The sequence below is a fragment of the Paenibacillus allorhizoplanae genome, from assembly GCF_927798215.1.
In the GTDB taxonomy this organism is placed as follows: Bacteria; Bacillota; Bacilli; order Paenibacillales; family NBRC-103111; genus Paenibacillus_E; species Paenibacillus_E allorhizoplanae.
The window spans coordinates 127,768-147,638 of the sequence record NZ_CAKMMW010000009.1 but is presented as its reverse complement, the minus strand read 5'-3'; the positions used below and the strand labels follow the sequence as shown (position 1 = coordinate 147,638).

The window sequence follows — 19,871 nt, the reverse complement described above, 5'->3', positions numbered from 1 at the left end:
CGACACCAATCGTTCGGTATTTACAAGAAATTTGGAAATTACATTAAGTGAATATAAAGAATATAGTGAATTATTCAAATATTGGAAATAAACTGTTGAATTATGTAAATTGTCTGGGTATAATAGGTCTACAGTCACAGAATTAACATAATTAGTAAATATACGTAATTTAAGGAGGAGTATTATAAAATTGGAACAGTTTACACTCGCGAGACAAATCGATATGGTATTTCGTAAGATTAAAGATGAGCTTTCTCATGTGAACTCAGGCACAGTGTTTGTGCAAATTCGCAACAATGAGATTGGCAAATTTGGTATAAAACATTTGCCGTTTGAAAGCTCAGAGGGTGTATTGCCTGCAGCTGTTAGCGCAGGGTTAACAGAAATACAATTCCAAACGTTTCGTCAAATGGCAATCGAGTCACTTAAGCGTAAGAAGAGCTGGACGCATGGGGAAATTATGTTTGACTTTACGGTAAGAAAGAATGTTATTTCAATTAGCATCATGTTCGAAAGTAATTATAATATGGCTACATACGCACGTACGATTTAGCACTTATTCCTAATCCTAACGAAAGAACCCCGATCACAATTGTGATTGGGGTTCTTTCGTTAACAATATACGACCTTTGCCATATGGAATGCACATTGGTGTCCCGAAGATAGGGTCAGTTGTTACCTGACAATCCATCCCAAACACTTCACGCAACAAAGGTGCATTGACGATGTCCTCTGGCTTGCCTTCCGCATAAATGGAGCCTTTCTTGATGCTGACAATGTGGTCCGCGTAGCGACAAGCAAGATTAATGTCATGCAGAACCATGACAATTGTGCGCTGTTCTCTCTCATTCAGTTCGAATAATAAGTCCAACACTTCAATCTGATGGGTAAGATCGAGATACGTGGTCGGTTCATCAAGGAGTAATGTAGGTGTGTCTTGCGCTAAAGTCATCGCGATCCATGCGCGCTGGCGTTGTCCGCCAGAGAGTGAATCCACAGTTCGATCGGCAACCTCTAGCATATCGGTAAGATCGAGTGCCTTCATGACCTTGTTTTCATCCTCTTGACTCCATTGCTGCAGCCAACTTTGATATGGGTAGCGCCCTTGTTTAACAAGTTGTCTGACGGTGAGGCCTTCTGGAGCCGTTGGCCCTTGGGGCAAGATCGCCATTCGACGTGCGATCTCTTTGGTTGAGAGCTTCGCAATCTCATGTCCGTCCAATAGAATACTGCCTGAGGTTGGTTTCATAAGTCGAGCAAGTGAGCGTAGCAGTGTGGATTTTCCACAACCGTTACTGCCGATAAATACAGTGATTTTACCCTTAGGGATTTGCACATTTAAACTTTGGAAAATCGTTGTATCACCATATGTCAATTGAAGCGATTGTGCTTCGAGTGCTTGGTCTGAGGTTGTCATAAGCTCGTTCTCCTTTTTCGTAGACATGGGGTTTATCCCCGATTCCTACTGCGATATAGGACGTAGATGAAAATAGGTGCGCCAATGGCTGCTGTGAATACACCTGCTGGGATATCGAGTGGCTTGAACAGGAAACGACCACATAGGTCTGCCATCAGCAACAGTAGCGAGCCTGTGAGAGCAGAAACAGGAATCAAGGAGCCGAAGCTAGGACCAACAAGTTTACGTGAAATGTGTGGAGCCATGAGCCCAATGAAGCTTATCGCACCGCCAAAGGCGACAGCAGCTCCAGCCAAGGCAACACTAAGCATAATTAACAGAAAACGTTGACGCTGTACATGGCTTCCAACACTCTGTGCAATATCTTCTCCTAGGGACTGGATGGTAATGTGCCGCGCGTAGAAGAAGATGACGGGTATCAGCACAGCCACCCAGGGAAGCAAGGGGTAAACGGCTTTGGCCCAAGATACACCATAGATACTGCCAGTCATAAAAGTTAGTGATTGTTGGGCGAGTACGATAGGACCCGTTAGCATCATAAGATAGGATACTGCGCTCATTGCAGCTGTGAGCCCTGTCCCAATAAGGACAAGTCGCAGCGGTGTAATGCCATTTTTCCAAGAAAACAAATATACCAGCAAAGTTGCAAGGAATGCACCTAGGATCGCTGCGACCGGCAGCCAATGAATGCTGAGTTTATCTGAGAAAAAGAAGAAGAAAGAAACAGCGCCTAGCGTTGCACCGCCTGTTGTTCCAATCGTATCTGGTGAAGTGAGCGGGTTGCGAACGATCCCTTGTAGAATAGCCCCAGCCACACCTAAAGATGCGCCGATAAGAACGGCTACAATAACACGAGGCAAACGCAATGAGCGAACGATCATCGTACTTGAGTCTGTTCCATAGCCGAAAACGGCCTTTACGACATTCAATGGTTTAATCGTAATACTGCCGACGCCTGTGCTTATAATCATCATGAGGATGACCGCTAGGAATAGAGATAGTGTGACGATAACGGCTTTTTTGCTTATTAAAAAAGAGTAACTTTTGCTTCGAATCGTAATATCTCGCTTAGAAGTACTCATTTTAGGAGTCCTCCTTTACGCGCGATGTAGATAAAGAAAGGAACGCCAAGGATAGCGGTCATCACACCGACATGGACTTCCTTCGGCATAATGATAAAGCGAGCTCCGATATCCGCGCTTACCAACAGAATACCTCCAAGAACAGCGCAATAAGGAATGACCCATCGGTAGTCAATTCCGATAAGAAAGCGGACGATATGAGGTATCATGAGGCCGACGAACACAATTGGGCCTGCAACAGCCACAGATCCGCCAGCAAGAATAATAATAAGGAGTGCAGTAATTAGTTTTATGTACACCGTTTGTTGCCCTAATCCTTTGGCAATATCATCACCCATGGATAAGACATTGATGTGGGGGGATAGCAGAATAGCTCCGATCCAAGCGAGCAACATATATGGAAACACGGATTGCAGCATAGCCATTGTACGCCCTTCTACAGAACCTACAAGCCAGTAAAGTACTTGTTCGAAGGCTTTGCCATTACCTAGCAATATTCCTTGTGTGAGTGAAGCGAAAAAAGCCGTCATCGCAGCGCCTGCAAGTGTAATTTTCATGGGTGTCAAGCCGTCGCGTCCTAGCGATCCAAGCCCATAGACCAATGTAGCACTCACGGCAGCACCCAAAAAAGCAACCCATGTAAATTGCGTTAGGCTGGATATGTTGAAAAAGCTAACAGCTACAACAATAGCAAATGCAGCCCCAGAATTAATTCCGAATATACTCGGCGAAGCGAGTGGATTTCGAGTCATTGCTTGCATAAGTGCACCAGCAACGGCCAAACTGCCACCAACGAGCGCGGCAATTAAAGCTCTAGGAATTCGCACAGTTTGAATAATAATCGATTCATTCGTTGGTTTGTCAGAAGGATTAAAAGAAGTCATGATTTGATCCCAAGAATACGTTTTGAGGCCAAATCGGACACTGCTAAGTATGAGTACAAGTAGAATACAAACGGCTGCTAGTAACCCTATACTTTTATAAATATGAGAGAGACGTTCTGTTGTTGGTGTATGCACGGTGGTTACCCTCTTCCTTCCTACCCTTCTTGCTTCATATATTTTAAAGTCAACGGTAATTGAAGTCAATGAATATGAGAATCATTATCAAAAATGTTGACAGATTAGGTCAAAATCTAGTATTATGTGCAAGGTAGTGAGAATCGTTATCATAAAAAAAGCACAACTAGGGGGAACACAATTATTATGTTTAATCAAAAACGCCGCACGTTAGGAAGAGCGTGGGCTCTTGTTGCATGTCTCTTTGTTTTTAGTATGATCGTAACCGCATGTGGAGAGAAAGCAGAAACGAAGTCGTCTGCCACTGCAGCTCCGCAAGAATCAGCGAAATCAGATGCTCCTCGCACAATTAAACACGCTATGGGAGAAACAGCAGTACCTGCTAACCCTAAACGTGTTGTCATTTTAACGAATGAAGGAACGGAAGCTTTACTTGCTCTAGGAATTAAGCCGGTTGGAGCTGTTGAATCCTTCTATGGTAATCCATGGTTTGAACATTTCAAAGCGGATATGCAAGGTGTTACAACAGTAGGTGTAGAAGGACAGCCGAACTTGGAAGTCATAGCATCACTGAAACCTGATTTAATTATTGGTAATAAGCTTCGCCAAGAGAAAGTATACGAGCAATTGAAAGCTATTGCGCCAACCGTTTTCGCAGAAACACTGCGTGGCGAATGGAAAAATAACTTCAACCTGTATGCAGATGCCTTGAATAAGAAAGCCGAAGGCGCCAAAGTAATCGGGGATTACGATAAACGTATTGAAGATTTCAAATCAAAAGCAGGCGACAAGTTAAAAGAAAAAGTGGCTGTTGTCCGGTTTATGGGTGGTAAATCGAGATATTACTACGGTGACATGTTCTCTGGGGTTGTTTTCAAACAACTTGGCTTCGCTCGTTCGGATGCTAAGAGTGATGAGAAGTCGTTCGAAGACATTACCAAAGAACGTTTGACTGAGCTGGACGCTGCGGATCGTGTTTTCTACTTTACGTATGAAATCGGTGATGGCAAAGGGAATAAACAAGAGCAAGAGTGGATGAATGATCCGCTTTGGAAAAACCTTAAAGTGGTGAAAGATAACAAAGTCATCAAAGTTAACGATGCTACTTGGAATACTGGCGGCGGCGTTCGATCAGCAAACATCATGTTGGATGATTTGTACAAAATCTACGACATTAAATAGGTTGAAAAAAAGGGCTTTCTCCGAGTATCTACCCGGAAGAAGGCCCTTTTGTTGCTTAAGTATTTTGGTTCACGAAATTATCTGCTGAAATTGTTGCTTGTACCCGCAAGTTGTTGCTCAGCAATTTGAACGAGACGACGAGTGATGCTGCCCCCGATAGATCCTGTGTCATAAGACGTCATGTAACCATAGTAGCCATCTTGAGGAATTTGAATGCCCAATTCTTGAGCAACTTCATACTTCAATTGGTCTAGGGCTGATGATGCTTGTGGTACTAGTAGGGAGTTACTGTTGCTATTGTTGTTACTGCTGCGAGATTGTCCTGTAGCCATCTGATATCACCTCCAGTAATAGGTAGTATGAACAGTTTTGTAAATATTACTCATACTTTTTTTGGGAATTTAATCCTTTTTATAAAAGCGTAAAAGCAGGAATGTTTCGACTTTGTTATAATAGAAAATGGGACATCGGGAAAGCGGGGAGAAAACATGTTTGAACTTGTGATTAAGGGTTGGTCCTTAGATAAAGATTTACAAATTATTCAAGCGGATGTTCATATGTCTGTGGATGATAGTCTAATTATTGAAGAACCTCTGTGCATTGATGTTGGTCTTCCTGCTTTGTTATATAGTGCGCTGCATGATACAGCACCGAACCGCTTCGCCCCTGCCGATCAGTGGGAGCAGATGCCGTTTTTCGTATGCGGATGCGGTGACCCAGAGTGCAGAGGTTTCTCATTCGTTGTTCGGCATTTGCCCGGGGAGCAGCTCGAACTCTCTTCTGTGGAAGAGCGAACAAACGGTACATATCGCGAGCTGGAGACGCATGTCATCCCGATTCGCGAATATCGCGAACAGATTGTAGACATAGCCGAAACATATCTGCAATTTATCGCCGATTTGGATTACCGTCCTTATTTTCAGAATACGGTGAAGGTCGTCAAAGAGCTGGTAGAGCAATTACAACTAACATTACGGAGTGAATAATATGGCTGCATCGAAATTTTATGTGGTTTGGGTTGGGCACAAGCCAGGTGTGTATCGTTCATGGGCTGAATGCCAAGCGCAAACGAATGGCTATCCACAAGCGAAGTTCAAGTCTTATGAAACCGAAGGTGAAGCGCGTCAAGCACTTGAGAAGGGATGGCAGAAGTCACTTAATTTTGCGGCTAAAGGGACTGGAGGAGCTCAAGGAGCTGCTAAAAAGTCGGCAACACCTGAGTCAGCGCCTGAGGTAGATTATGATAGTATTTCTGTGGACGTTGGCTGTTCCGGAAATCCAGGAATCGTGGAGTACAAAGGTGTGGATACGCGGACTGGTGAAATTATATTCTATCAAGGACCGATTTCGAAGGGGACGAATAATCTAGGGGAGTTTCTAGCCATTGTCCATGGATTGGCTTACCTGCAGAAAAAAGGAAGCAAACAAACCATATATACCGATTCGGTTACTGCACTAAGTTGGATTCGGAAGAAAGAAGTATCGACTAATTTGGTACGAGATGCATCAACCGCGGAAATATGGACCTTGGTGGATCGCGCGTTGAAATGGCTGCATACGAATACGTATACCAATAAGATCGTCAAGTGGGACACGAAAAAATGGGGCGAGATCAAGGCGGATTTTGGGAGGAAGTAAGTAAACGCAATCCTCTTGTAGAATATTGTCGAAACGGTACAGAATTATATTGACGGAAGTTCCCTCTAATGCTACTATAATCTAAATTCCTAGTAGATGACTCGGCATAATAATCCGATAGATTCAGTGGGAAATAGAGAGTATGATCGGGAGGGAAATTCATGAAAAGAACCAAATTACTTAACGTTTTCATTAGTTTAGCATTAGTAGGAAGTGTGCTTTCAGCTTGCGGACAAAAAAATAGTGCAAGTGAAACAGCAACTCCTGCTGCAAGTGCAAGTGCATCGAACTTATCAGGTAAGAAAATTGCCCTTGTTATGCAATTCAATACAGGAACGTTTTCTTCACAATATGTTGAAGGTGTGAAAGAGCAAGTTGAAAAACTTGGCGGCAAGGTTACGGTTTTCGTAGCAGATACAGATTTGGCGAAAATGGCTTCTAATTTAGATGCTGCGATTAACCAAAAATTCGATGGAATTCTTATCGATCATGGTACAGCAGAAGCACTTGAAGCTGGTGTGAAGAAAGCGGTAGAGAAGAAAATTCCTGTTGTAAGCTTTGACTCGATCCTAACAGTTCCTAATGTAACATCCCTGGAGCAAGGCGATCAAAAAATGGCGGATGCCACGCTGGAGCAACTTGCTAAAGATGCTGGTGGCAAAGGGAATATCGTTAAAGTATGGGTAGCTGGCTTCGCACCAATGGAGCGCAGACAACTGGCTTACCAAGCTTTCCAAAAGAAATATCCGGATATCAAAGAAGTAGCCGCTTTCGGAACAGCGAAAGATCCGGCATTAGATACACAAACACAAATGGAAGCGATTTTGAAAAAGTACCCGAACAAAGGTGATATTACAGCGGTTTGGGCGGCATGGGATGAGTTCGCAAAAGGCGCTTCCCGAGCCATTCAACAAGCAGGACGTACCGAAATTAAAGTTTACGGTATCGACTTAAGTGACGAAGATCTACAGCTTTTGCAAGATCCGAAAAGCCCTTGGGTAGCTTCTTCAGCCGTAGATCCAAAAGATATCGGTCGTGTACAAGTTCGTTATTTGTATCAAAAGCTGCATGGCGATCAAACGCCTGAGAAAGTGGTTTTGGAGCCTGTATATGTATCCAGAGACCAACTGCCTAAAGACAAACAAATCAATACTACACAACTTAGCGAGTACGTAAAAGGATGGGGCGGAAGCCAACAAGGCTATACGGACTGGATGAAAGCAGCAGAAAAAAAATAAGGTTTTCTATGCAGTCCCATCGCTACTTTGCGGTGGGACTTTCAGATTAAGAAGCGAGGTGAAATTAGATGCTGAAGGATCAGGAAGACTTAACTTCATTATTGCAAATGAAGGAGATTACAAAATCCTTCCCAGGTGTGAAGGCACTGCAGGAGGTGGATTTCGACCTGCATGCGGGAGAAATTCATGCCTTGCTCGGGGCTAATGGTGCAGGTAAGAGTACCTTGATGAAAATATTATCCGGTGCTTATAAGCACGATACGGGGTATCTTTCTATTCATAATCAACCGTTGGTCATTCGTACGCCAAAGGATGCTATGGATCACGGTGTCTATTGTGTCTATCAAGAGGTGGATACAGCTTTAATATCGGAATTAACGGTTACGGAAAATGTCATGATCGATAAACTCGTCCAAGGAGAAGCTTGGGTTAGCTGGCGTAAGCTGCATAGAGAAGCTGAGGCTATTCTGGCGAAAATTGGCGCGATGTTCTCCGTGCGGAGCAAAATTGATGAGTTGAGCATTTCGCAGAAGCAACTCGTATTGATTGCAAGAGCTATGGCGCATAAAGCGAAGATTATTATTTTCGATGAGCCAACGGCACCGCTGAGCTTAGAAGAGTCTGAGCGGCTGTTCCGCATTATGGACAGCTTGAAGCAAGAGGGCGTGGGAATAATCTTCATCTCCCACCGCTTGCAAGAAGTGTTCCGTGTTGCTGACCGGATCACGATTATGCGCGACGGCCGTCATGTGCTCACGCAGCCGGCCACAAGCATGGACATCGCCTCCGTCATCGAGGCGATGTTGGGTAAAACCTTCACCGAGGAGTTCCCCAAAGTGGGTGTGCCCATTGGCAGTACCCTCCTCGAGGTGAAGGGCTTGCGCCGCGGCACCAAGGTGCGCGGCGTCTCCTTTGACCTCCGCCGAGGGGAAATCCTCGGCATCGTCGGTCTAGTCGGCGCCGGCAAAACGGAGTTAAGCCGGCTGATCTTTGGGGCCGACGCCGCGGACGGCGGCGAGGTGTGGCTGAACGGGCGCAAGCTCACGTTGCGCCAGCCGGAGGATGCCGTACGCGCCGGCATTGCGCTCGTGCCTGAGGAGCGCCGCAAACAGGGCGTCCTCGTGGAAGAGACAGTGAAGCGCAATCTGTCTCTGCCGATTTTGCGCAAGCTGAGCACGCTTGGCTTCGTGAAGCGCAGCGAGGAAAATGCGCACGCCGCGAAAATGGTCAGTCAGCTAGGTGTACAGCCAGGCGATCCCAATCGCACGGTGAAGCACCTGAGCGGCGGGAATCAGCAGAAGGTGGCGGTAGGCAAATGGCTGCCGACAAACGCTGAAGTGTACATGTTTGATGAGCCGACCAAAGGGGTCGATGTCGGGGCCAAAAGCGATATCTACCGCCTAATTGGTCAGTTGGCTTCGGAAGGTAAAGGCATTATTTATTTATCATGTGAACTGAATGAAATTATAGGAATTGCCGATCGCATCATCGTGATGAGTTATGGGTCTGTGGTGAAGGAGCTGTCCCGCGCGGAAGCGACGCAGGATCTCATTTTAACGTATGCGAGCGCGGGGGAGGCTGAATAGTTTGAAGGAAAAAAGTTTGGATTTTTCATTTAAATACGGTGCATTGTTTATTATTGCACTTGTTCTTATTGTTTTTTCCATTATCAATGAAAACTTTATGACGTATGACAATATCGCGGATATTTTACGCTCGATCTCGATTGTGATGTTTGTCGCGATCGGTGTTACATTATCTCAGATTGTCGATGGTTTCGATTTATCCGCTGGGTCAACTGTGTCATTAGCTACCGTATCAGCGGCAGCCATGATGGTTTGGTACGACCAACCGTTCTATCTTGTTATTCTAGTGCCGTTACTTATCGGTGCGATCATCGGATTCTTAAACGCTGTGTTGATCGTGAAAGTGCGTATTCCCGATCTACTAGCCACACTAGCCATGATGTATATCATTGGTGGAATCCAAAAAACGTATACCAAGGGTTTCTCGATTTATAACAATATGAGATTCCAAGATGGCACAGTGGCACCAGGGAAATTTACTTCCGAATTTCTATGGATTGGACAAGGCAAGCTAGTAGGTGTTCCTGTTCCGGTTGTTATCATGCTTGTTGCGGTTATTGCAGTGCATGTGTTCCTTACTTACACACGTTGGGGTCGCCAGCTGTATATTACAGGAGGGAACCGCGAAGCGGCTCGTTTATCCGGTATTTCTGTTAACAAAATCCGATTTGCGGCTTATGTGCTTTCTGGTATTTTTGCAGCAATTGGAGGTATTCTGTACGCATCTCGTGTAGGTTCTGGGCAAATTGATGCCGGTTCACCGTTGTTGATGGAAGCAGTAGCCGCTGTATTCGTAGGGTATTCTGTTCTAGGAGCAGGGAAACCTAATGTAATTGGTACGTTCTTTGGAGCTGTACTAATTGGGGTGCTTTTGAATGGACTCACGATGCTCAACGTTCCATATTTCGGGTTCGATATTGTTAAGGGCGGCGTGCTTGTTTTGGCGCTAGCAATTACATTCGTTCATTTGAATCGTCGAAAAGCTTAAGATGTTGCGCACGTTGTTTCTCGTACGTTGATGCGTCATCACACTAAAGGGAGAAATATTGCGAGAAGTGTGGTATGATAGATTCATTATTTTTATTTCTGAAATGAAATTTAGGAGGAATTATAGAATGGCACAACAAAAACAGCGCAGCGACATGATCAAAAAAGGTTTCGACCGCGCTCCACATCGCAGCTTGCTGCGTGCAGCCGGCGTTAAAGAAGAAGATTTCGGCAAGCCGTTCATCGCGGTTTGTAACTCCTATATAGACATTATTCCTGGACATGTTCACTTGCAAGAGTTTGGTAAAATCGTAAAAGAAGCTATCCGTGAAGCAGGCGGCGTTCCATTTGAGTTCAATACAATCGGCGTTGACGATGGTATTGCTATGGGTCATATCGGTATGCGTTATTCCTTGCCAAGCCGTGAGATTATTGCGGATTCCTTGGAGACTGTTGTTAATGCTCACTGGTTTGATGGCATGGTTTGTATTCCTAACTGTGACAAAATTACACCGGGTATGATCATGGGTGCCCTTCGCGTTAACATCCCAACAATGTTAGTCAGCGGTGGACCAATGAAAGCTGGTAAAGATAAAAACGGTAAATCCATCTCCCTATCTTCCGTATTCGAAGGTGTTGGTGCATTCCAAGCTGGTAAATTGGATGAAGCGGGTCTGGAAGAACTTGAACAATATGGTTGTCCAACTTGTGGATCATGTTCGGGTATGTTCACAGCGAACTCCATGAACTGTTTGGCTGAAGGTCTTGGACTTGCAATGCCAGGTAACGGTACAATTCTTGCAGTTGCTGAAGAGCGTAAACAATTCGTTAAAGATTGCGCGAAACAGTTGATGGTTTTGATCGAGAAAGACATCAAGCCGCGTGATATCGTAACGATTGATGCGATTGATAATGCATTTGCTTTGGATATGGCGATGGGTGGATCTACAAACACTGTTCTTCACACATTGGCAATCGCGGCAGAAGCAGGAATTGATTACCCGATCGCTCGTATTAACGAAGTGGCTGAGCGCGTTCCTCACCTTGCGAAAATCGCTCCAGCTTCCGATTACCACATTGAAGATGTGCATTTGGCAGGCGGTGTAAGTGCGGTAATCAACGAGTTGCTCAAAAAACCAGGTGCTTTCAACGGTGACTGTCTATCCGTTACGGCACAAACACTTCGCGAGAACGTGGCTGGACGTGAAATTCAAAACTTTGACGTTATCCGTCCACTGACGAACCCGCACAGTGAGCGCGGCGGTTTGGCTGTTCTATTCGGTAATTTGGCTCCGGAAGGCAGTATCGTAAAAGTTGGTGCTGTTGACAAGTCCGTTGGTGGACGTCACGTAGGTCCAGCGATCTGCTTCGACTCCCAAGACGAAGCTTTGTACGGTATCGCAAATGGGAAAGTAAAAGAAGGACACGTTGTTGTCATTCGTTACGAAGGACCGAAGGGTGGACCTGGTATGCCAGAAATGTTGGCACCAACATCCCAAATCGTAGGTATGGGTCTTGGCGCGAAAGTAGCCTTGATTACAGACGGACGTTTCTCCGGCGCATCCCGCGGTATCTCACTTGGTCATATGTCACCTGAAGCTGCTGAAGGTGGACCACTTGCTTTCGTACATGATGGCGACATCATTGACGTAGATATGGATGGTCGCAAAATCGAATTGCAAATCAGCGATGAAGAGTTTGCTAAACGTCGTGAGTCATGGGCAGGATTCCAACAGAAGATTACTTCTGGTTACCTAGCTCGTTATACGAAAATGGTAACGAACGCAAGTGCTGGCGCAATTTTGAAAATCTAATTTGAAATAAGAAAGCCCTCCTCTCATGCAACGGAAACGTTGGTGGGAGGGGGGTTTTTCATGTTCTTCAAAAACGAATTGCCAGTTGCTAAGTAAGAAAAAAGTGCATAAACAACAGAGAACCTGTCAGAACCGTAATCGCCACGACAATCGAAAGTGTTAATACAAATCGTGCTTTGAAAATCGATAGCATCATTAAGGTGCTCTTCACGTCAATCATGGGCCCGAATACTAAGAAAGCAAGCAGGGACCCAGGTGAGAATGACTTGGCAAAGGAGACTGCGACGAAGGCGTCTGTGGTTGAACATAAGGAGAGCATGTAAGCGAAGCCCATCATGAACACATGAGAGATGAAGGCGCCTTGGCCGATGGCACTCAGGCTGTCCTGTGCCACAAAGGTCTGAATCAACGCTGTCAGAAGCGCGCCTAGCATTAAGTATTTGCTCATCTCGAACAGCTCAGAGGAGCCGTGGCTGACCATGGTCATGAGCTGGCTGCCACCATGGGCGTGGTTGTGGCCATGATGGTCATGTCCATGATCATGATGCTTGTGATTGTGACTATGATCATGGGCATGACTATGGTCGTGTTTGTGATCGTGATCGTGGTTGTGATGATGTGTCAGACTTGCTGCTGCAGGCTCAATTGGATGCCGTAAAGGGTTGCTCTTTAGGAATCGCGTGAGCAGGAAGCCAATGACCAACGCGACGCCAAAAGTGAGCCCCATACGTGAATAGGCCATAGCAGGGTTATCGCGGAAAGCCATCCAAGTGGAGGCGAAGACGATGGGGTTAAGGATAGGTCCCACTAGAATGAAAATAACAGCGATATAGACCGGCATCCCTTTGCGCATCAACCTGCGCACGAAAGGGATCATGCCGCACTCACAGAGGGGGAACATAATTCCCAGCACGCAGGCGAATAACACACCACCGAGGGGGTGTTTGGGGGTCATTCGCTGAATTACACCTTCGGGAATGAAGTTTTCTACGATGGTTGAGAGAAGAACGCCGAGAATCATGAACGGAAGGGCATCTAAGAAGATGTCCATAAAAGCCATAAAGACATGGCTGATCGGTTCCATGACCATCCCCATTGGGGGGAGTTGTCTTGTTGTTACAATCAGAAACAAGAGAAACACGCAAATAACCGAGGAGACGGGAAGGCTCCAGCGGTATAGAGTAGAGGACAATACAGTGACACCCCTTTGCCGAAGGAATTGGTATGTAACTATCCTATGTACATGCTGGGCTATCTAGGACAATGTCCTTGATTGACATTGATACTTAAGCGTGTATAATAATAGGAAATCAATTGCGATGATAGGAACAAGTACGTTTGTCTCCCGTTTCTCAGAGAGCCGGTGGTAGGTGCGAACCGGTGAAACAAGCAAACCGAATGGATCCTTGAGCTTGAAGCTGAACACTGTGTAGAATCACCGGAACCTAGGCCGGATTAAAACCACAGTTAATTATGCTAAACGGTAGCTCTCCGTTATCAGAGCCTGAAGGTTTACACGCGCATAACTTTGGTTATGTAGGTAGACAAATTAGGGTGGTACCACGGTCTCTCGTCCCTTGCGGAGGGAGGCTTTTTTGTTGTCTTTTTTAGCCATACGAATGAGAAATAGTGAAAATAATTGGAGGTATTTAGAATGAAACGTGTATTATCTGGCATGCAATCCAGCGGTCAGCTGACGATTGGCAATTATATTGGGGCACTTCGCAATTTTGTGAAGCTGCAAGAACTACATCGCTGTTATTTCATGGTGGTCGATATGCATGCGATCACAGTACCGCAAGAGCCAGCCGCGCTGCGGGAACAAACGGAGTCCATCGCTTCGTTATACATTGCTTCGGGACTAGATCCGAATAAGGCTTCTGTTTTCCTACAGTCCCATGTTCACGCACATGCAGAGTTAGGCTGGATTATGACGACGCTGACGCACATGGGCGAACTTGAGCGCATGACACAATTTAAAGATAAGTCCGAAGGGAAAGAATCTGTCGGTGCAGGACTATTCACGTATCCATCTCTGATGGCGGCTGACATCTTATTATATAACGCGGATCTTATTCCAGTTGGAGACGATCAGAAACAGCATTTGGAACTGACGCGTGATTTGGCTAACCGATTTAATAACCGTTTCGGCGATATGTTTACAATGCCACAGCCCTATATGCCTGAGGTAGGCGCTCGTATTATGTCACTAGATGATGCTTCTAAGAAGATGAGCAAGAGCAGTCCAAATACGGGCAGTTACATCGCGATGCTCGACGAGCCAGATGTTATTCGTAAGAAGCTTAGTCGTGCTGTTACGGATTCTGGGCGTGAAGTAACGTATGATCCTCAGAATAAGCCTGAGGTTAGTAACTTGATGTCGATTTATTCTCACTTTGCGGATATGAGTTTAGCGGAAATTGAGGCTCGATATGAGGGGCAGGGTTATGGTCCTTTCAAAAAGGAATTGGCCGAACACATCGTTTCTGTTCTGGAGCCGATCCAACAGCGCTATCGTGAGATTCGCAGTTCGGGAGCTATTTTTGACATTTTGAAAAAAGGTGCGGACGAGGCTGCTGAAGTGGCGAATCAAACGCTGCTTGAAGTAAAGAAACGGATGGGCTTTATTGTTCGTTAAGCCCATTTCTACACATACAAAAAGCTCAAATCCCAGTCATTGGGGATCTGAGCTTTTTGTTCATTCGGAAGGTGTGTTTTTACGACGACGCATTTTGGCTTTCGTAACGAAGCCGTATCCGATAAATCCTAACGAAATGAGGGAGAAGAGAAGCACCATCCACGGCTCGCGTAGAGCAATGAATAGGGAAATACAAGCGAGCAGCAGCGTACCAACAACTGCGAATAGGAGAGCAAGTGGTTTACTCATCTAGGCGACCTACTTTCTTGAAGTTCATGACATCTTCTTATATTAAACTTTTTTGAGCGCTGTGCATATAAATTCATTTCCTCCACATACTATCTTTGCAAGCTTGCAAATACATCAAAGATTATAGCTGACTGAAAGGAGTTCGATCCTGATGGCACAAAATCGTAGCAGCAATCAACTGGTAGTTCCACAAGCAAATCAAGCTTTAGATCAATTGAAATATGAGGTAGCTCAAGAGCTGGGCATTCAAATCCCTCAAGACGGTTACTATGGCAACATGGCAACTCGTGATACAGGTTCCATTGGTGGTGCGATTACTCGCCGCTTGGTACAAATCGCTGAGCAAACGCTCGCGGGGCAATCTGGTTCTAATTTCCGTTAATTAGATACCTGTCTCCGTACTAGCTTTCCCGAATTATGTAATAATAAAGCCCAGGAGCCTAAATAGCTCCTGGGCTTTTGGTGCGCCCGGATAAGGCCTAGCAATGAAAAGAAGGCCCCTGCAACCTATGCAAGGGCTTCTTTTCAATAGAGATCAACTTTTAGCTTCTTCTCAAGCTTCGTATCGTTCACCCAACCTACATAAGAATCAAGCGTTTGGAAATTGCGGTCCATCCGAATGACGCCGACGAACGGGAATTGCTTGCGATGGCGGTAGCGGACGTCCGCCCATCGGACTTCATAGCCCCACCGATGTTCTTTGACCTCAGCACAGGTGAAAGAGGAGAAATAGAGCAGCGCTTGGATGTCCTCGTGCTGCTTGGAAACCTCGACGGCGGGGTGGTCAGAGCAGGTGATGGTGTCCAGCCATTTTAGCTTGCCATTTTTGAGTTCGCCTAATTGGTAGGTTCCGTCTATGCACTCTTTCACAACATTCCAGACATAGAGGTTGAATGTTACAATAAGGGTATATTTATCACCGGGCTGATAAGTCGCATCTTTGCGATAGAGCCCTTTTTCAATAATAGCATGGTCCAGAGTTCGCCAAATGTAATATAGCGCAAGTAAGCCGTATAAGGTTGGGAAAATCAGCTGCGGCTTCGCTAGATGGAAGGACCACATGAAGATCGCGGCAATGTGACTTGTGAATATGAAAGGATCAAAGATGTGAATGATGTTCCATGACACCCATTTTTCCGAAAAAGGTCGAATAGCTTGCGTACCATAAGTATTGAAACAGTCGGTGAACACATGAACGCAAACCGCGATACCGATCCACATAGCGAGATGCAGGAAGGATATGCCGTGGAAAAATGGCGCAAGAGCACCAGTAATCAACAACGTCCACAAGGGAAGGGCGGGCAATGAATGTGAGCGACCACGATGATTGCGAATATAGAGGGCATTGCCCTTGAATCGTAGCAGTCCATCAATATCGGGAATCTGAGAGCCAACGACAGTTCCAATGAAAACAGCAGTTGTTGCTGCCGTATTTGCGGAAATACTAGGATCGATTTGTGAGAGCCCTGCTAATCCTAAGCCAATGACGAGATGAGTGCCTGTATCCAACTGGTTATCCTCCTAAGTGTTCTGTACACATGGTTTGTTCTGTATCTAAGCTGAGGGGTCAAATTTACATCTTGCTCTTAGTTTACCATTTTAGAGCAAAAAATAAATCAGAAGGAGATCTAAAAATGTCTAAAGTTTTTGTAGAGTATGCCATAAAACCGGAATTTCGAGCTTCTTTTCTCATCTATATGCAAGGACAACAGCTGCGGGAAGGGCGTTTGGAGCTATTGGAGGGGACCGATCAAGAAGGACTTTATGTAGAAATTTGGCATGATGTAACGTATGAAGACTACCTGAGCATGAAGGAGGAACGATTGAACGTTGAACGATTGCGTGATGGGCAGCATGGCGATTGGGAGCAATGGATCAAAGGCGGCATCCCAAAACTGCACATGTGGCATTTCTCGCCAGCTACGTATTCTTAAAACAAAAAAACCGCTGCTCTCTATTCGAGCAACGGCTTTCGTATGCGATTCAGTTATTATCTAGAGAGTACTCCGCCCCGGAAGGGGTAGGTGTAATTGAGTTCTTCATCAAATGTAATGTAATCCAAATTCACCATAAGCAATAGGAAACGCATGCCAGTAACAGGATCACTGATAATGATATGATCTCTTCCTGCGGCTTCTAATCTTCCTTTGAAAATTTTGGCGTTCCACTCGGAGTTGTTTTCATATGTCATATAGATGGTTGCCATTTTACCAAGGTTCAAACGAAGAATATTTTCGATATACGATTCTTCAATTGGTGGAAGTCCCGGTACGTTCACGCCTGTTTGTAAACCACTTCCTGGTGGAGTGAGGACAGATCCGGCTGGTGTTTGGGGAACAACTTTATTGGTAATTGAAGTTGGAACGGGGTAAGCTGGATACGGATTACCATATTGCATTTGCGGCATTGCTTGATTACCTATTTTGTAGGGGTTATTCAACATGATGATAATTTCCTCCTTGAGCTTTCCATACGAAAGCTTTCTTCATAAATGTGTTTGAACGATCGAAAAGGTCATTTTCCATAATCATCATATTGTGCTTCTGCCTAATTGGTGACGAATTTGTGGGCATTTTATAAAACAAAAAAGCTCCCGAAGGAGCTTTGTCAAAGTAGAAATTTATAACCGACACCCCACACCGTCTTGACGTGCTTGGGTTCTTTAGGATCATCCTCGATTTTTTTGCGAAGGTTGGCGATATGTACATCGATTGCACGCTCAGTTACCTGGGAATCAAAGCCGCGAACACGATTTAACAATTCTTCTCGACTGTAAACCCTGCCTTGATTTTGCCAGAAAAGCTTCATAATTTCGTATTCGGAGAAGGTTGTCTCGATATTCCTGCCGTTAACATATAGGCAGCGCTTTTCCAAATCCAAGTGGATCCCTAGGGGATCAAGCACGTCAGATGGCGATTGGGCTAGTGAAGGGTAGGCGTTGGAACGTCGAAATAAGGCTTGTATTCTGGCTGATAGCTCTCTCATCGAAAAAGGTTTGCATAAATAGTCATCAGCACCTGTTTGAAGGCCCTTCACACGATCCGAAACTTCGTTCTTGGCGGATACCATCAAGATCGGTATGGATGAAGTCTGACGAATTGTTGTACACAGCTGAATCCCATCCATATCAGGCAGCATAAGATCAAGAATAATCATATCAGGTTGAAAATCCCGGAATAAGACCTCGCCTTGTCGGCCGTTCTCTGCTCGTTTCACTTCATAGCCATCTTCGTATAAGTAAATGGACATCATTTCACCGATACTTAAATCGTCTTCGATGATTAAAATTTTGGACATACAGGTTCCCCTCCTTTTCCTTTAAAAGGCTAGGTGCTCGATATGCCTTCCCGCAATAATCGATCCTATCTATATGACATGTTATCCTATCCATTTTGTGACGTCCAGTTTTAACTTATTTTTAAACAGAGAAAAGAAGCTGATCTTTACTTGAACCATCAATCTTTAGGTCAAGTTAGTCAGCTTCATTCGGTTAGGGGGAGTAAGGATGAGAACGATCATACCGTCAAATGCTTCCGGACAAGATCTTCGCTCAGATGCTCTGCTTTCCCTTCGGCAGCAATGGTGCCGCGGTCAAGTACATAGTAGTAATCAGCGATGCTTGTAGCGAATTCTAAGCTTTGTTCTACCAATAGAACGGCAATCTCGCGATTGCGCTTAATCGTTTCAATAATCGCCTCAATCTCCATGACGATAGATGGCTGTATCCCCTCCATAGGTTCATCTAGGAGTAACAGTTTAGGTCCAGGAGCCAATGCCCGTGCGATAGCTAATTGCTGCTGCTGACCGCCGCTGAGATCCCCTCCTTTGCGATGGAGCATTTGTCGAAGTACAGGAAACGTATCAAAGATTGAATCGGGTAATTTCTTGCGACGATCCGATGAGGCTTCTAAGCCTAATAAAAGATTCTCTTCGACAGATAGCTGGGGAAATATTTCCCTGCCCTGTGGTACATAGCCAATGCCTGACTTGGCACGGCGATCTGGTGAAGATGAAGTGATGTCTGTATCTGAGTACTGAATGGAACCTGATCGGGGCTTAATGAGTCCCATAATGCTTTTCATTAATGTTGATTTTCCAACCCCATTGCGCCCCATTAGACAAACGATCTGACCAGGTCTTACTTCGAGGTTGACGTTACGGATGACCATACTTTCGCCATAGCCGGACTCTATACCTTGTAGTTTAAGCACCGCGTTCAACTCTCCTTCCGAGATAGACTTCCGCCACTTTATCGTCATTCTGAATCTCTTGCATGGTGCCTTCGCGCAGAACAGTTCCTTCATGGAGAACCGTTACCATTCTAGCGAATTGGCGTACGAAAGCCATGTCGTGCTCAACGACGATAATAGTTTGATTCGCTGCAATTTCATGGAGCAGCTCCCCTGTCTTCTCTGTTTCACTATCCGTCATGCCAGCAGCGGGCTCATCAAGCAGCAAGAGATCAGGCTCTTGCATGAGCAGCATGCCGATTTCAAGCCACTGCTTCTCCCCATGGGAGAGGGAGCCTGCACGTTCTTTGGCTTTAGTTTGTAGACCGATCATATCAAGTCTGAGGTGAAGTCGTTCTCTTTGTTCACTTGTGGTTTTGGCCCAAAGCGCGCTGAGAAGGCCGCGCTGCTGTTTCATGGATAGCGCCAAATTTTCAAACACTGTCAAAGTTGAGAAAACGGTAGGCGCCTGGAATTTGCGTCCAATCCCAAGCTGGGCAATTTGGTGCTCTTGGTGCTTGGTGAGATCAATCGAATCCTTGAATAAGACGTGGCCTTGGGATGGCTTTACTTTGCCGCAAATGACATCAAGCAGCGTAGTTTTGCCTGCACCATTAGGACCGATAAGGAAGCGGAGTTCTCCTTGTTTTAACGAGAAATCTAGATTTCGCAAGGCTTTGAAACCGTCGAAGTTCACCTCAAGTCCCTTGACGCTCAGGATTGTCTCGTCAGTTGTCGGTTGTTGTTTCGCTAATTGTCCTAGCATTGAAATGTTCCCCTTTCCGGTTTGCA

Annotated in this window: 22 protein-coding genes and 1 other annotated feature; of the genes, 11 read left to right on the top strand and 11 right to left on the bottom strand. The window is 45.3% G+C overall.

Annotated elements, in window-relative coordinates:
* Positions 1 to 190 precede the first annotated feature (190 nt).
* Complete coding sequence (locus L6I86_RS16815) at positions 191 to 553, top strand: O-methyltransferase (RefSeq protein ID WP_338113418.1); 363 nt, start codon at positions 191 to 193, stop codon at positions 551 to 553.
* 33 nt (positions 554 to 586) lie between these two features.
* Here L6I86_RS16815 and L6I86_RS16810 read toward each other — a convergent pair whose 3' ends face one another.
* Genes L6I86_RS16810 through L6I86_RS16800 form a run of 3 tightly spaced genes read right to left on the bottom strand, consistent with a single transcriptional unit; the run spans position 587 to position 3,518 of the window.
* On the bottom strand, positions 587 to 1,417 hold the full coding sequence (locus L6I86_RS16810) for an ABC transporter ATP-binding protein (RefSeq protein WP_420851903.1): 831 nt from the start codon (positions 1,415 to 1,417) through the stop codon (positions 587 to 589).
* A gap of 32 nt (positions 1,418 to 1,449) precedes the next feature.
* Positions 1,450 to 2,499: a FecCD family ABC transporter permease gene (locus tag L6I86_RS16805; protein WP_236288899.1), complete on the bottom strand. Its 1,050-nt coding sequence runs from the start codon at positions 2,497 to 2,499 to the stop codon at positions 1,450 to 1,452.
* Complete coding sequence (locus L6I86_RS16800; protein WP_236288897.1) at positions 2,496 to 3,518, bottom strand: FecCD family ABC transporter permease; 1,023 nt, start codon at positions 3,516 to 3,518, stop codon at positions 2,496 to 2,498. Before L6I86_RS16800 ends, L6I86_RS16805 begins: the two co-directional genes overlap by 4 nt.
* A gap of 186 nt (positions 3,519 to 3,704) precedes the next feature.
* Between L6I86_RS16800 and L6I86_RS16795 the strand changes: the two genes are divergently transcribed.
* Positions 3,705 to 4,700, top strand: a complete 996-nt coding sequence (locus tag L6I86_RS16795) for an ABC transporter substrate-binding protein (protein ID WP_236288895.1) — start codon at positions 3,705 to 3,707, stop codon at positions 4,698 to 4,700.
* Positions 4,701 to 4,777: 77 nt separating this feature from the next.
* Here L6I86_RS16795 and L6I86_RS16790 read toward each other — a convergent pair whose 3' ends face one another.
* On the bottom strand, positions 4,778 to 5,032 hold the full coding sequence (locus tag L6I86_RS16790) for an alpha/beta-type small acid-soluble spore protein (protein WP_236288893.1): 255 nt from the start codon (positions 5,030 to 5,032) through the stop codon (positions 4,778 to 4,780).
* A gap of 168 nt (positions 5,033 to 5,200) precedes the next feature.
* Between L6I86_RS16790 and L6I86_RS16785 the strand changes: the two genes are divergently transcribed.
* The 6 genes from L6I86_RS16785 to ilvD all read left to right on the top strand — a co-directional run bounded on the left by L6I86_RS16785 (position 5,201) and on the right by ilvD (position 11,963).
* A complete protein-coding gene (locus tag L6I86_RS16785) occupies positions 5,201 to 5,686 on the top strand; it encodes a hypothetical protein (RefSeq protein WP_236288891.1) in 486 nt (161 codons plus the stop codon).
* Between the two features lies 1 nt (position 5,687).
* Positions 5,688 to 6,338, top strand: a complete 651-nt coding sequence (gene rnhA, locus L6I86_RS16780) for a ribonuclease H (protein ID WP_236288889.1) — start codon at positions 5,688 to 5,690, stop codon at positions 6,336 to 6,338.
* 161 nt (positions 6,339 to 6,499) lie between these two features.
* Positions 6,500 to 7,576 carry a sugar ABC transporter substrate-binding protein gene (locus L6I86_RS16775; protein WP_236288887.1) on the top strand — a complete coding sequence of 359 codons (1,077 nt, stop codon included), beginning with the start codon at positions 6,500 to 6,502 and terminating at the stop codon, positions 7,574 to 7,576.
* Between the two features lie 68 nt (positions 7,577 to 7,644).
* Positions 7,645 to 9,162 (top strand): sugar ABC transporter ATP-binding protein, encoded by a 1,518-nt coding sequence (locus L6I86_RS16770; protein ID WP_236288886.1) that lies wholly within the window; start codon positions 7,645 to 7,647, stop codon positions 9,160 to 9,162.
* Between the two features lies 1 nt (position 9,163).
* Positions 9,164 to 10,150: an ABC transporter permease gene (locus tag L6I86_RS16765; protein WP_028558551.1), complete on the top strand. Its 987-nt coding sequence runs from the start codon at positions 9,164 to 9,166 to the stop codon at positions 10,148 to 10,150.
* A gap of 127 nt (positions 10,151 to 10,277) precedes the next feature.
* The gene (gene ilvD, locus L6I86_RS16760; protein WP_028558552.1) at positions 10,278 to 11,963 is read left to right on the top strand and encodes a dihydroxy-acid dehydratase; all 1,686 of its coding nucleotides are present in this window, start codon (positions 10,278 to 10,280) and stop codon (positions 11,961 to 11,963) included.
* An 88-nt stretch (positions 11,964 to 12,051) separates the two neighbouring features.
* Here ilvD and L6I86_RS16755 read toward each other — a convergent pair whose 3' ends face one another.
* A complete protein-coding gene (locus tag L6I86_RS16755) occupies positions 12,052 to 13,155 on the bottom strand; it encodes a permease (RefSeq protein ID WP_236288884.1) in 1,104 nt (367 codons plus the stop codon).
* 118 nt (positions 13,156 to 13,273) lie between these two features.
* Positions 13,274 to 13,544: a binding site (T-box leader), on the top strand.
* Positions 13,545 to 13,617: 73 nt separating this feature from the next.
* Between L6I86_RS16755 and trpS the strand changes: the two genes are divergently transcribed.
* Complete coding sequence (gene trpS, locus L6I86_RS16750) at positions 13,618 to 14,601, top strand: tryptophan--tRNA ligase (RefSeq protein ID WP_236288883.1); 984 nt, start codon at positions 13,618 to 13,620, stop codon at positions 14,599 to 14,601.
* A gap of 60 nt (positions 14,602 to 14,661) precedes the next feature.
* Here trpS and L6I86_RS16745 read toward each other — a convergent pair whose 3' ends face one another.
* A complete protein-coding gene (locus L6I86_RS16745) occupies positions 14,662 to 14,850 on the bottom strand; it encodes a DUF5325 family protein (protein ID WP_082595379.1) in 189 nt (62 codons plus the stop codon).
* 151 nt (positions 14,851 to 15,001) lie between these two features.
* Between L6I86_RS16745 and L6I86_RS16740 the strand changes: the two genes are divergently transcribed.
* Positions 15,002 to 15,232, top strand: coding sequence for an alpha/beta-type small acid-soluble spore protein (locus L6I86_RS16740; protein WP_236288880.1), 231 nt, complete (start codon positions 15,002 to 15,004; stop codon positions 15,230 to 15,232).
* Positions 15,233 to 15,375: 143 nt separating this feature from the next.
* Here the strand turns inward: L6I86_RS16740 and L6I86_RS16735 are convergent, their stop codons facing one another.
* Positions 15,376 to 16,359 (bottom strand): metal-dependent hydrolase, encoded by a 984-nt coding sequence (locus L6I86_RS16735; protein ID WP_056613407.1) that lies wholly within the window; start codon positions 16,357 to 16,359, stop codon positions 15,376 to 15,378.
* Between the two features lie 125 nt (positions 16,360 to 16,484).
* Between L6I86_RS16735 and L6I86_RS16730 the strand changes: the two genes are divergently transcribed.
* A complete protein-coding gene (locus L6I86_RS16730) occupies positions 16,485 to 16,784 on the top strand; it encodes a hypothetical protein (RefSeq protein ID WP_056613408.1) in 300 nt (99 codons plus the stop codon).
* 56 nt (positions 16,785 to 16,840) lie between these two features.
* On the opposite strand, the gene gerQ is transcribed toward L6I86_RS16730, so the two are convergent.
* The 4 genes from gerQ to urtD all read right to left on the bottom strand — a co-directional run bounded on the left by gerQ (position 16,841) and on the right by urtD (position 19,845).
* Positions 16,841 to 17,293, bottom strand: coding sequence for a spore coat protein GerQ (gene gerQ, locus L6I86_RS16725; protein WP_236288878.1), 453 nt, complete (start codon positions 17,291 to 17,293; stop codon positions 16,841 to 16,843).
* A 164-nt stretch (positions 17,294 to 17,457) separates the two neighbouring features.
* On the bottom strand, positions 17,458 to 18,147 hold the full coding sequence (locus L6I86_RS16720) for a response regulator transcription factor (RefSeq protein ID WP_236288876.1): 690 nt from the start codon (positions 18,145 to 18,147) through the stop codon (positions 17,458 to 17,460).
* 218 nt (positions 18,148 to 18,365) lie between these two features.
* On the bottom strand, positions 18,366 to 19,061 hold the full coding sequence (gene urtE, locus L6I86_RS16715; RefSeq protein WP_236288874.1) for an urea ABC transporter ATP-binding subunit UrtE: 696 nt from the start codon (positions 19,059 to 19,061) through the stop codon (positions 18,366 to 18,368).
* Positions 19,054 to 19,845, bottom strand: a complete 792-nt coding sequence (gene urtD, locus L6I86_RS16710; protein ID WP_236288873.1) for an urea ABC transporter ATP-binding protein UrtD — start codon at positions 19,843 to 19,845, stop codon at positions 19,054 to 19,056. The genes urtE and urtD overlap by 8 nt, the downstream gene beginning before the upstream one ends.
* Positions 19,846 to 19,871 lie beyond the last annotated feature (26 nt).

What these genes read in the sequence shown, in the direction of transcription:
- L6I86_RS16805 (WP_236288899.1), bottom strand. Translation starts at nt 2,499, where the DNA reads ATGAGTACTTCTAAGCGAGATATTACGATTCGAAGCAAAAGTTACTCT.
- L6I86_RS16810 (WP_420851903.1), bottom strand. Translation starts at nt 1,417, where the DNA reads ATGACAACCTCAGACCAAGCACTCGAAGCACAATCGCTTCAATTGACA.
- L6I86_RS16775 (WP_236288887.1), top strand. Translation starts at nt 6,500, where the DNA reads ATGAAAAGAACCAAATTACTTAACGTTTTCATTAGTTTAGCATTAGTA.
- trpS (WP_236288883.1), top strand. Translation starts at nt 13,618, where the DNA reads ATGAAACGTGTATTATCTGGCATGCAATCCAGCGGTCAGCTGACGATT.
- L6I86_RS16770 (WP_236288886.1), top strand. Translation starts at nt 7,645, where the DNA reads ATGCTGAAGGATCAGGAAGACTTAACTTCATTATTGCAAATGAAGGAG.
- ilvD (WP_028558552.1), top strand. Translation starts at nt 10,278, where the DNA reads ATGGCACAACAAAAACAGCGCAGCGACATGATCAAAAAAGGTTTCGAC.
- L6I86_RS16730 (WP_056613408.1), top strand. Translation starts at nt 16,485, where the DNA reads ATGTCTAAAGTTTTTGTAGAGTATGCCATAAAACCGGAATTTCGAGCT.
- L6I86_RS16790 (WP_236288893.1), bottom strand. Translation starts at nt 5,032, where the DNA reads ATGGCTACAGGACAATCTCGCAGCAGTAACAACAATAGCAACAGTAAC.
- L6I86_RS16795 (WP_236288895.1), top strand. Translation starts at nt 3,705, where the DNA reads ATGTTTAATCAAAAACGCCGCACGTTAGGAAGAGCGTGGGCTCTTGTT.
- rnhA (WP_236288889.1), top strand. Translation starts at nt 5,688, where the DNA reads ATGGCTGCATCGAAATTTTATGTGGTTTGGGTTGGGCACAAGCCAGGT.
- L6I86_RS16745 (WP_082595379.1), bottom strand. Translation starts at nt 14,850, where the DNA reads ATGAGTAAACCACTTGCTCTCCTATTCGCAGTTGTTGGTACGCTGCTG.
- gerQ (WP_236288878.1), bottom strand. Translation starts at nt 17,293, where the DNA reads ATGTTGAATAACCCCTACAAAATAGGTAATCAAGCAATGCCGCAAATG.
- L6I86_RS16740 (WP_236288880.1), top strand. Translation starts at nt 15,002, where the DNA reads ATGGCACAAAATCGTAGCAGCAATCAACTGGTAGTTCCACAAGCAAAT.
- urtD (WP_236288873.1), bottom strand. Translation starts at nt 19,845, where the DNA reads ATGCTAGGACAATTAGCGAAACAACAACCGACAACTGACGAGACAATC.
- L6I86_RS16720 (WP_236288876.1), bottom strand. Translation starts at nt 18,147, where the DNA reads ATGTCCAAAATTTTAATCATCGAAGACGATTTAAGTATCGGTGAAATG.